Below are 11211 nucleotides of genomic sequence, written 5' to 3' on the forward strand. Positions count from 1 at the left end.
ATTACGCCACGTGGTACCAGGCATCACGATCGCGAGATAGTATTAGCTTAAGCGGCAAAGTCCCGTATCTCGATCCCAGTCGGGAAGGCTGATCGTTCAACTTACCACGACGACCGCCCGCGTCAGCGCGGTATCCCGTTCGGCTTGAATATCGGCAATCCGGGCCGACACGGTGATATCGGGCATGATTCCAGCATCCGGCTGCTGCGTTTCAGGCCAATAGGCGATCAGCGGCAGATCGACCTCGACACCTGATGCCGGCAGCCCGACGAAGAAGAAGGCACCGCCGTTGATGCCACGGCGGTTGCCGCCGGTCTGCTCACCAATCAGCGTTCCCAGCCGCTGACGCTGCATGAGGCCTGCGAAACCGAAGGTGGCCGACGCGTTCTTCGGGCCGATGAGAACGGCGATTCTCCCGGCGAACCGGCGACCCTTGGGCTGGATAGTGTCGGTGTCGGAGGCGTCGCCGGGACGGGTAAGCGTGTAGAAGCCGGCCGCGTCAGGACCAATCGCCAACGCTCCCCAATCCTTGAAATGGCGGTCCCAGGTCTTGAGGTAGGGAGCCAGCCGGTCGGGTATCTTGCGATAACGCACATGGCGGGAATAACTGTCTGCGGCCAGGGGCGCTTCGATCAGGCGGGCGACGATCGCCGCCCCGCAATCGAGGCCTCCCCCGTTATCGCGCACGTCGATAACGATGCCCAAGAGCTGGCGATCGACCGCGGTATCCAGGCTGGCGTCGATGAAGCCCTGCCAATCCCATTTTTCATGGAAGACAGCCCAAGTCGGCATGGTCAGGACGCCGACCTGGCCGCGCACCTCGAACGTCCAGCCATAGGGGGAATCCTTGGAGGGATGCCGCAACGCCGCGTCGCGCGCTGCGACCGTGATCGAGGAGCAAGCGATCGCCTCGGCTCTGCCGGCGATTCTCACCACGACACGGGCCGAGGGGCCCGACGATGGGAACAGCAGCGCCCGGAGCACGTCGAATGTCGGCTCGCCGGCATCGCCGGGTATGCCGAGGTCGGCCACCTTCCGCGCATCGTTGCTGCCGTCCGTGCGGGCATAAGGGAGCATTTTCGCCAGTATGTTGCGTGCGCTGATACCGTCGATCGCGACGACCTCGCTTCCGAACGGCAGATGATGCCCGCTACCTAGATCGGCAGTGACGATCATGCGCTGGTCTTGCCATGTGAAGGCGAAGGGTAGCCGGTCGGGCTTCCCGAACAGCGCCGACGAGACAGCCTTTGACTGGTTGGCGGGATTGGGAAAGCTATGGCCGCACCGGATGCTGGCGGTGAAAACCGACAGCGCGAGGTAAAAGTCCCCCAAGGTGCGAGCCGTACTGGCGAAGCGGTTGAGCCGCCGGCATTCTTGCTGGAAACCCGCCGGGGTCAGATAGCGGTAGAGGCCGGGATGAAGACTGACATAGGCGTCCGACAGGATGCCAATGTCCGCCCGCATCGCCTCAGATGACAGCAGTTCGCCGGTCGCCTTTGCGGGGGCGGGTAGGAAGGCAGTGGCGATCAGGCCTGACGCTCCAGTCAGAATGTGACGGCGATCGAGGTGTATCATCGTATTGCTCCGAGCAGGTATGCCCCGAGCCGATGCCGATGCAAGTCAGGCTTTGCGCTGCAAATCCCGGCGATCCGCGTTGTTTTTGTCGGTTGAGACGTGGCGATAAGCCGAGGGCGTGATGCCGAACCGATCTTTGAAGACGCGGTTGAAGGTCGCTTTCGACCCGAAACCGGCATCGATCGCGAGCGTCAGTATATCGCTATTGGAGCCGTCCCGCAGCTGGGCGGCGACGTGCTCGACGCGAAGACCATTGATCGCTTCCACAAATCCTAGCCCCAGCCCCTCGTTGAGGCCACGGGACAGATAGGCGGTATTGGTTCCTAGCTTGCGGGCGAGTTCAGCAAGATCAAGATCCGGATCGCGCCACCATTCATGCGCTTCGATCCGGTCCATCCATCTGGCCGCGACCGGCCGCCAGTCGCGCTCGATCGGCTCCACGATCGGCTGCAATCGGGTGTCCGCCTGCCGCCAGCCCTCGATCGCCAGATAATTGCCGACGACAGCCAGTACGACATAGAAGCCGAACATATCGAGGTAGGAGAGCGGAGCGATCAATGCATCTGCGATCAGGTACCCCGTTCGCACTGTCACGATCGCGGCATAGGCGACCAGCACCCCTTGGACGCGCCTTGCCGCGGCGAGGTCTGATCGGCGCGCCAGCAACCAGCCTCGATGGCGGCGCAGGGCGCGGAGCCCAGCAACAGCATATCCGATCATCGACGCGAGCAGCAGCGCCGCCAGGATCGGATCGAGCCAAGGGCGTTGAACCTCCCGGTCGAACGCTCCCCGCAGATCGAGTGGCAAGCAGAAGGCGATGGCTTGATAGGCGAACTGGGCCAAGGGCAATGCGGCGTGCCAACGCGGTATCGGTCGATCGAAGATCAAGGTGTTCAGGTGCGCGTACAGCAACGGCCCCATCGCCAGGGGAACGGCGAACGGTGCGAACGAAAGCCACGGCCAGCGATCGTAGAAGCCTGCATAACCGATAGCGAACGGCGTCAGTATACCGCACAAGACAGCCAGCAACGCACCGAGGGAGCGTCGCGCTGTCCCGTTTCGCCCGATTATAATGGCAGCCGCCAGCACCAACATCTGCGTCTCGAACAGACCGAGGATGAGGGACATGGGACCGATGCTCATGCGACTATCAGCCTCGCAACACCAGCAACGTCAATGGGTGATCGAGTTGGTTGTGCGGGGGCGCTTGGGCATTCCCGAAATATTGGTGTTGGACGGGTTTCAAGAATGCTCGGGCTTTATCTAAACTCGATAGTGAGGCGAGGAACTGGACGGCTTTAGAAAACTTGCTCGGCAGACGACGGTTGCGGCTTTTCCTTTGGGATGAGTTTATAGAAAAGGGCACAGCTCGTTCGAGCGGAACGGCCAGATCGTACATGGAACCAGACCATTGCCATACGCCTCGGACCCCCTCGGCAACGCCTTTACCCGGAACTTCCAGGAGGAGGACGATCTGATCTACTTCGCTCCGCCGGGTTCTCGCGAGCGCGTCGCGGTGCCTCGGTCTGACTTCGAGAGCGCCGTATTAAACCAGCAGTCGATCGCAAACGTCGCAAAGACGGCAAGTCTTGCTGTTTTGGGTATGGCTTGCCTGACCGTGGGTTGGGAGTTTCTGTTCGGGGGACTGGGGATTTGGGCCTACTATGCCGTCATTCCAGCGTTCTGCGTGATGTTGGTGCTCAACTTTCTAGCCGTGCGCATCCCCATGCGACCGTTCGTCAGTCGGTATCGCGATCATCTTCGGCACGACCTAGGCTGGCGTCCCGAACGACGACGCATCCCTCAAGTGGCCTTGCTGCCGACCATCTTCCTCGTGATGGGCCTCGTCTCGGGAGAGATTGCGCTGGATCGCCGCACGAGGAGGCTCCAAGTGATTGAGAAAGGAGAAACCGTGCTGGCGACGGTCAGCCGTTCGGACGACCGCGACAAGGGCAAATGTTTAGTCAAATACCAGTTTGAGAGACTTGGCATGGTGTTCAATCGTTCTCTGCTCGGCTGCGATGCCATGCAGAAGTTTCCCGTCGGGTCACGGATACCAGTACGCTTCCTGCCGAGCGATCCTCATCAGTTCGTCGCAGCGGGCGAAGGGCCATGGCCGGACTTCTGGCTGTTCTCCGTTATAGAGGTCGTCGGCGGCGCAGTGATCATTGCGCTCCTGGTGGCAAATTCAGGTCGACTGATGCCTCCCAAATAATCAAATCATCGAACGGAAGGTATCTACGCTCAAGCGAATGGCCCTCAAGGAAAGCCGACCATGTGAAAATTGCGCTAACGCTTTGCTACCGGCGTAACCAATTTCTGGCTCGAGGCGGACTGGACTTACTGACCCACAACCGGTCATTCCCACGCGAATTTCGGGCTTCCAACTTCCGCAATCCGTTTATGTCCGCTGCGGCCTGAAGCCAGTCTTTATGCGATAGCGTAACCGATCAATCACCGGGGGCCGCGGTCCACTCCCCGGTTTCGATGAGCATATGGCACAGATTTTCCGGCCAGACCTGTTCGGCGGTAGCCTCAAGTTCCGCTAGGCTCCACCACCGGTGGACGGCCATCACCGTACGCTCCATTTCGGTCCAGTTGGCGGTGGACACGGTCCGCTGATGGACCCGAACAACGAAATATCGCTCGTCGGCTTCAACCATCTCGCCGGTAGGCAGTGCGAAGGATGCAAGCCGCTGCGCGACTTGGCGGCCCGCTGTTTCGACCACGACACCTGTTTCCTCAAACAACTCGCGGATAGCCGCCTGTTCAAAGGCCTCCCCTTCGGCAAGGCCACCTCCGGGCGTAGCCCAGAAGGTTTGCCCCATCAGAGCGCCCTTCTTGTGCTCGAAGCGAAACAGCAAAACGCGATCGTCTGGATCAAGAACCAACAATCGGGAGGACGGTCGTCGAAGCACATCGTCATCTAAAGGCGCAAGAACCGATCCGACAAGCTAGAGCCGCGTCAAACACCCACCGTTTACCCACCGTTTGTCGCAATCCGCGAGGCGCACGTCTCAGAAGAGCTTGCGCAGACCGAGCCGGACGGAGCGACCTAGCGGATCGATGTACGCGGCCTGGAAACGGTTTGGGACGCGGTCGAGCCGATCGCGCACGTTGATCCGATCGTTCAACAGGTTCTCGATCGTGAACTGCAGCATCATAGTTTTCGCCCAGGGACGTTTGACGATCTGGTCAACCTTGAAAGATACGTAAGGCACGAGCCACGTCCGCCCCGAAAAGCGAAGGTCCGACGCCGCCAGGTCGCTGCGGATTCGGGTCGCGCCCTGCAACCGGCCGTACAGCCCGATGTTCGCAGCTCCGAGCGATCCACTCAAATTCAGTTCGGTTTCCCAGCGGGGCCGCCCGCCGGTGCCGGTCAGCGTGTCGCCATCCAGCAAGTCCAGCGGCGGTAGATCGCTCCGCAATGACAGGCGATCGTCGAGCCGCCACGTCGTGGTCATCGACACGTAGATTTGCGGCCTGGGCTTGGGCGCAGCAGGCGGCGGGCTGTCTTTCGCCGCGGTGCCGACGGGCGGCTGCGGCCGGGGGGTACGACCGATCGGTGTCGACAGGCTGAGCGTGACCTGCATCTTCTTTTCGCGTTCGCGCGCGATATTGACCGGCCTCAGGTCGGCACTGACGAGTTGTCCTGCCGCATTGCGCTGAAACGCGTCGGCAAACGCGGTCTGGAATGCCGCGGTAGCGCTGCCCAGCGTCGCCGTCTGATTGCTGATGCGCGTTTCGAGATAGTTGGCGGTAAGCCGCAGATCCTTTGCCTTGATCGGTGATACGGCCACGCCCAGCGTGACGATCCGTCGGCGTTCCGGAACCAAGGCAGGGTTGCCGCCGGCGATCGTCGTGACGAGCACACTCGTACCGGTCGTGAGGTCGAAAAAGGGCGTGTTCGGCGTGGTGATCGTCGGATTGGTCAACAGCGCGATCGCCGGTGGGGTCTGCGCGTCGTTGACCGACGCGATCAGCTGGATCGGTCGCGCCGGCGACCATGTCAGGCCATAGTTAGAACTGACCAGCCGACCGTAATCGGATACGTCCGAGACACCGATCATGCCGTTGACCGACAGTTGCCCGAGAAACGCGAGCACGTCCTGATTGGCGGAGGCAATCGGCAGATCCGCGTTGACGCTTGCCCCCTTCGTCGTGCGCGTGAGATCCAGCGTCGATTGCTGCAGACCCGGCAGGCTGCCCGAACTGCTCGATCGTGCGTAATCGCCCGACAGCGTGATCTGCGCGTCGCCGGCCGGCAGCTTGACCAGCGGACCGTTCGCGACCGCCTTCGTCAGCAATGTGCCCGTCACGGTCCGGCTTCGATAGTCCTGACGCAGCGCGGACGCTTCGGGGCTCAGCATCGCCAGCGGATCGCCGCCCGCATCGACAGAGGCCTGCAGGTCGTCGATCGGGACGCCTTGTTGCGACCGAGCCAGCGCCCGCACCCGGTCGTAGCTGGTCGTTACGTTCCACCCCCAGCGTCGGATACTGCCCTGCACCAGGCCAGAACCGTGCAGGGTCAGGCTCGTGTTCCGCTGCCGGAGGACCGCGTCCGGCAGATAGCGGTAGAGCAGGACATCGCTGGCAAAGGGCAGTACGCCGCTCCCTCCCGGTACGCTCAGCAGCGCGGGCGCCAGACCGTTCAGGCCAGTGCTCCGCTGCGCTTCCATCGACAGGTTGAGCGATCCGCTCATCGACTTGCCGATCGGCGCCGCGACGGTGCCGTCGACAGAAATCCTGTCGTTCCGCTGCTGGAGCGAGCGATAGCGCCCGACATCGGTAACCGCGGGCACCCCTGCGCCGGCGACGTATCCCGCCAAAGTCCGCCGACTTGCCGCGTCGTTCGGCACCGCGGCGATCGTAACCGGATTACCGACCAGAGCGTCGAGCGCTGGATCGATACTTCCCCCGCCTATCCCCGTGATGTTGCCGCCAAGCGCATACAGCGTGTCCGGATCGGGCACGATCGCCCGTTCGCTTTGCAGGATCGGGTTGAGCCGCAGATGCGACATCGTCAGCGTTGCGCGGCGCGGCCCGTCGATGCGGGCGGCGGTTACCTCGACATAGTTCGTCTCGCCGCCGCCTTCCGTCGTGGTGCCGGTGGCCTGCTGGTACGTGACCGCACGAAAATTCTTTTTGGTAATGAAGTTCATTACGCGAACGGTGGCAGGAAAGCCGAACCGTGCAGCCTCGGACTCGGGCAAGACCTCGATCTTCTCCATCGCCTCCTGCGGCAGGCTATAGAGCTCGTTCATGCTCGACATCCGTCGGCCATTGAGCAGATAGACCGGATCCCCGCCGCTGGCCGACGTCGTGAGCGTTTTCAAGCGTTCGAGCAACGTCTTCAGATCGGTCGCGCCCAGCGCCTGGATCGCCGCCTGGTCCAGGGTCGCAGTCGGATCTACAGCACCAACCGCGCTACCGGCGGTCCGTTGACCCGTGATGACGATGTCGTCCTTGGCGGACGATGGTGCCTCCGGAGGTATCTCCTGAGCCGATCCAGCTCCCGGAAATGCCACGCTCCCCGCAAGGCAGGCCAGCATTGTTCCAAAAGGGTAAACCTCCAACCGATACGTCACGAGACGCAGATCACGATGGCAGGGGTGTCGATCATCGTCACGGTCTCGCAAGTGGGTCGATTAGGAGTGGAGCGAGCTATCGTGTCCGGAATACGGCGCTTTTTGGCATCAGGAGTGGCATAAGCAAAGTTTGGTTCGTTCTCGATACAGTTGCGGACGAAATCTCGATCTGCCGGCTGTCCTCTAGTGTTCGTTGACCTAGCCACCTTCGCGAGGTGGCATTCTTTGCAAACAAATGCAGAATTCTGCTAAGGCGCGATCGTCGGGCGGGCACGGGTGGGCCGGCTTCCGATATCACAACTCGGTAATCGCCCCCGAGATGTCGTTGCGAGACCAGACGTCATGGAACAGGCGGCGCTCACCCCCCTTCCGCTTTCTATTGACCCGAAGTTTACCGAGATGAGCCTATGTTCTACCTCCTTGAAGCGGTTTTGGAGCAGAGGCGGTCGAGACAAACTGAAGCCGACTAGACGGACGCTGAAAGTGGATCCATCCTAGGCATCGTGTTTATAAGGAACAGCGGAATGAGAGTGGCGATAGGGCTGGCGACAATCGTTGCCACGCCGCTTTGGGCGCAAACGCCCCCGCCCAGTGGCTCAGTAGATACTGCCATGGCTGCGTACGATAATGGTCGTTATCTAGAAGCAACGGACAAACTTGCCGCTTTGGCGTTCGATACGCATGGCAAGAGCACTGACGATTTCGCGTTCCAAATGTGGAAACAGGTTAGCTCGACGGTCACCAACGAGCTCGATCTCGCAACGCTCGACACGTCTCGGTCGCCTGCACCCGCCAACACTGACTGGGACAAAGCAATCGCCCGCTCAGCAGGACGTGATGCAATTGCGGAAATCGTGCGTCGCGCACGAAGCACGGGAATCGTGATTCTAAACGAAGCGCACAGCAGCCCGCGCGATCGCGCCTTTGCGTGGCGAGTCGCGCAGGCGTTACGCCCCTTGGGCTATTCCGTGCTTGCGGCAGAGACGTTCGACAACGAACCACCTTATGGCGGCAAACCAACCGTTGTGGAACAACTCGCCCAGGATCGCTTTGCCAGGATTGGTACCGGCTTCTACACCCGTGATCCGGTCTACGCCGCGTTCCTGCGTAACGCGATCGCGATAGGCTATCAGCCCGTTTCCTATGAACAGAATAGCCTGCAACGGCCCGACGGGGATGTTCCACGTCGCCGAAGTATCGAGGCGAGGGAACAGTCCGAAGCGGATAATCTCATGAAGATCCACCGGCGGCTGCCTAAAGCCAAGCTCCTGATATATGTCGGTCACAGCCACGTTGCCGAAGCGGCGATCGATGAAGAAGGCGGCGGTAAGATTGAATGGATGGCTGCACGGTTAAAGCGCATGACCGGCATCGATCCGCTGACAATCGATCAGACCACGGTGACAGACGTTCCGGCCTCTACTCGCCAGTCTTATTACATGGCAGCTGCTCGAATAGCAGATAGCGATGGTATCCTGTTTCAGGGCGATCGGCCGCTTGTGCTCGGTCAATATGCCGGGGCGGTTGATCTGCAAGTCGTTCACCCTCAACGCACTTACCGCTATGGCCGCCCAGCCTGGCTTGCCGAGCTCGGTGGCCAACCGTTACCCATCCCCAAGTCGCTCATTCCAACCGGAGGACATCGGCTCATCCAGGTGTTTGCTGCAGCCGCGCCTGCTGATGCGGTTCCACTAGATCAGCTTGTCGTCCGAGCCGGATCTCCCCCCGCTATGCTAATTGCTCCCCGGGAGCCGGTCCGCTTCGTCACCCAGCCATAACAGCAGCGGATCGGCTCACGTTTCTGCACGGGCTCGCGGACTATCATTCTGATACGGTCGGCAGGAACCTTGAACCGTCATTCATGACGCCTTGCCCGCTTCAGCTTCGGACATTCGTGCATTAGGGTCCAAGCAACCGCCCCACGCTACACGAGTTCGAGCCTTCGACATCCGAGGGTCAGGACCCATTGATGTGGGAGGCACGATCTGATTCAGGCTCCGTGAGGAGACTGAGGATGAGCGACCCGTACTGGCTGACGGAGGAGTAGATGCCACGCCTGCGGCCATTTTTCCCAAAGAGCCACGGCAAGCCGCGAGTTGACGACCGGCGGGTGTTGAGCGGCATCGTTTTCGTAAACCGCAATGGGCTGCGCTGGCTTCATGCATCCAGCGACTACGGCCCGCACAAGCCTGTCCTGGGCCTGCCGAAGGGACGCTCTACAATAGCTGGAAACGATGGGGTGAGATGGGTGTGTTCCTTCGCATGATGGAGGGCTTGGCTGCCGCTGATGCCGACCCAAGGACCGTCATGATCGACGCGACGTATCCGAACGCGAAACGCACGGCATCGAGCGGCGGGTTAAAAAGGAAATCTCGCGCGCCTGATTGGCCGCACCAACGGTGGCATGAACACGAAGCTCCATGCCGTGACCGACGCAAACGGCCGTCCGCTCAGCTTTTTCATGACCGCCGGACAGGTCAGCGCCCATATCGGTGCGGTCGCATTGCTGGACGATCTGCCCGAGGCGCAATGGCTGCTCGGCGACCGCGGATACGACGCCGATTGGTTCAGGGATGCCTTGCAGGCCAAGGGCACCCGCCATGCATCCCATGTCGGAGGTCTCGGCTCGAGCCCATCACATACGACAAACGCCGCTACAGGCGCCGTAGCCGTATCGAGATCATGTTCGGACGGCTGAAGGACTGGCGCCGCGTTGCGACCCGCTACGATAGGTGTCCGACGGTCTCCTTGTCCGCCATCGCCCTCGCTGCCACCGTCGTCTTCTGGCTTTGATCAACGGGTCCTGACCCGAAGCCATCGCGCAAGCCGCGTAGCATCGGGCGCGCCATACCAGGGGGCGCTCACCGAATGCATACGGCGAAACGTCCATTCGAGTGCCTATGTGGCCACGTTCTCGTTACCGCCGAGCAACGAAAAAACTGTAATTGTCTCGGCGCCGCGGATCACACGAGACCTTGTCATGGGCTAAACTCGATCTGGCGGCGAAGGTTCGTTGTTCGCATAGGGCACAGCTCATCTTTTTACATGGCAGTATGCTTAGACACTGCTCGCCCGAGCCTAACCGTTGCAGCCCTGGCAATTACAACAAGCGCATTGAGAATGCCAAATGTGCTTGCTGCCGTTCTGCCAAGCGCAACCGCCAGATACCATTACTTTCTTACGTTCAGCCGAAGCCGCATAAACGAGCTTTAGTTACACTGCCTCGACAATTGCCGTGAACACGTAGCCCTTTCCTCGAACCGACCTTATAAGTTTACAGCCCTTTTGCTCGTTGACAAACTTGTGCTTTAAACGAGAAATCGAAACATCGATCGATCGAGGAGAGTATTTTTCCTTGCCGCTGCTAATAGCAGCGTGCAACTCGTCACGAGTCTGTGGAACCCCGGAATATCGAATAAAATGGGTTAGCAACCTCACTTCGCTCGAGGTGATAAATACGTTTTGACCCGACGGCGCACTTAACTTTAGTGAAGCAGCATCAAAAGACCAATCATTAAACCTGATTTTGGATGAAAGCTTGACAGCAGGCCTACTTAATTCGCGCTCAACTGCGAAAGCCGATGAGGTCCGGCGGATGATCGCTCGTGCTTGCGCAACCACCTCCAACGATCTGGCGGTTTCAGCCAAATAGCTATCAGCACCAACCTCAAGCGCCAAAATCCGAGACAGGAAATCCTCAGATTTCCCGATGACAATAATTCCGGGCATTCTAGGTAGATTTGACAATAATCTAATTACAAAAACCGTATCAATATGCGCGTCATCATTGCTGATGATGAATACTCGGCAATCGACGCTGTTGGAGTCGTCGATTGCGTCGTCAATCACAATGATCTCGATGCCGTGGGCTGAGAAGGCGCGATGGAGCCCTTTGATCCTGTTCATCACAGAGCGGAATACAGCGACTCGCTCGATCTGAGTGGCAGGCCCGCCATCACTTTTTTCGACCTGGGTCATGCTGGCATTCCGTCGACAATCTCGATCCTGCTCGCCCGAAGAAGCCGTGAGCAAGAAGCGTCATCATGCA

The 11211-nt window shown here is 60.1% G+C and carries 7 protein-coding genes and 1 pseudogene; 3 read left to right on the forward strand and 5 right to left on the reverse strand.

The annotated features are described in order from the left end of the window. Positions 1–96: 96 nt before the first annotated feature. Positions 97–1575 (reverse strand): S41 family peptidase, encoded by a 1479-nt coding sequence (locus BM244_RS19725; protein ID WP_093400633.1) that lies wholly within the window; start codon positions 1573–1575, stop codon positions 97–99. A 45-nt stretch (positions 1576–1620) separates the two neighbouring features. Beyond that, positions 1621–2718: an AraC family transcriptional regulator gene (locus BM244_RS19730; protein WP_093400634.1), complete on the reverse strand. Its 1098-nt coding sequence runs from the start codon at positions 2716–2718 to the stop codon at positions 1621–1623. A 268-nt stretch (positions 2719–2986) separates the two neighbouring features. Between BM244_RS19730 and BM244_RS19735 the strand changes: the two genes are divergently transcribed. Further along, on the forward strand, positions 2987–3790 hold the full coding sequence (locus BM244_RS19735) for a DUF3592 domain-containing protein (protein WP_093400635.1): 804 nt from the start codon (positions 2987–2989) through the stop codon (positions 3788–3790). A 235-nt stretch (positions 3791–4025) separates the two neighbouring features. On the opposite strand, the gene BM244_RS19740 is transcribed toward BM244_RS19735, so the two are convergent. Together BM244_RS19740 and BM244_RS19745 are read right to left on the reverse strand one after the other, a co-directional pair. After that, positions 4026–4493 (reverse strand): NUDIX hydrolase, encoded by a 468-nt coding sequence (locus tag BM244_RS19740; protein ID WP_093400636.1) that lies wholly within the window; start codon positions 4491–4493, stop codon positions 4026–4028. Positions 4494–4592: 99 nt separating this feature from the next. Further along, entirely contained in the window at positions 4593–7103 is a 2511-nt protein-coding gene (locus BM244_RS19745; RefSeq protein ID WP_254784635.1) for a TonB-dependent receptor domain-containing protein, read from the reverse strand. A 671-nt stretch (positions 7104–7774) separates the two neighbouring features. Between BM244_RS19745 and BM244_RS19750 the strand changes: the two genes are divergently transcribed. Both BM244_RS19750 and BM244_RS19755 read left to right on the forward strand, forming a co-directional pair. Beyond that, entirely contained in the window at positions 7775–8941 is a 1167-nt protein-coding gene (locus BM244_RS19750) for a hypothetical protein (RefSeq protein WP_139226982.1), read from the forward strand. A gap of 269 nt (positions 8942–9210) precedes the next feature. Continuing rightward, positions 9211–9956 (forward strand): annotated as a pseudogene (locus BM244_RS19755) (IS5 family transposase). Between the two features lie 420 nt (positions 9957–10376). Here BM244_RS19755 and BM244_RS19760 read toward each other — a convergent pair. After that, entirely contained in the window at positions 10377–11141 is a 765-nt protein-coding gene (locus BM244_RS19760) for a response regulator transcription factor (RefSeq protein WP_093400638.1), read from the reverse strand. Between the last annotated feature and the right edge of the window lie 70 nt (positions 11142–11211).

Origin of the sequence: Sphingomonas sp. OK281, assembly GCF_900115295.1 — a bacterium.
In the GTDB taxonomy this organism is placed as follows: Bacteria; Pseudomonadota; Alphaproteobacteria; order Sphingomonadales; family Sphingomonadaceae; genus Sphingomonas.

What these genes read in the sequence shown, in the direction of transcription:
- BM244_RS19725 (WP_093400633.1), bottom strand. Translation starts at nt 1,575, where the DNA reads ATGATACACCTCGATCGCCGTCACATTCTGACTGGAGCGTCAGGCCTG.
- BM244_RS19730 (WP_093400634.1), bottom strand. Translation starts at nt 2,718, where the DNA reads ATGAGCATCGGTCCCATGTCCCTCATCCTCGGTCTGTTCGAGACGCAG.
- BM244_RS19750 (WP_139226982.1), top strand. Translation starts at nt 7,775, where the DNA reads ATGGCTGCGTACGATAATGGTCGTTATCTAGAAGCAACGGACAAACTT.
- BM244_RS19760 (WP_093400638.1), bottom strand. Translation starts at nt 11,141, where the DNA reads ATGACCCAGGTCGAAAAAAGTGATGGCGGGCCTGCCACTCAGATCGAG.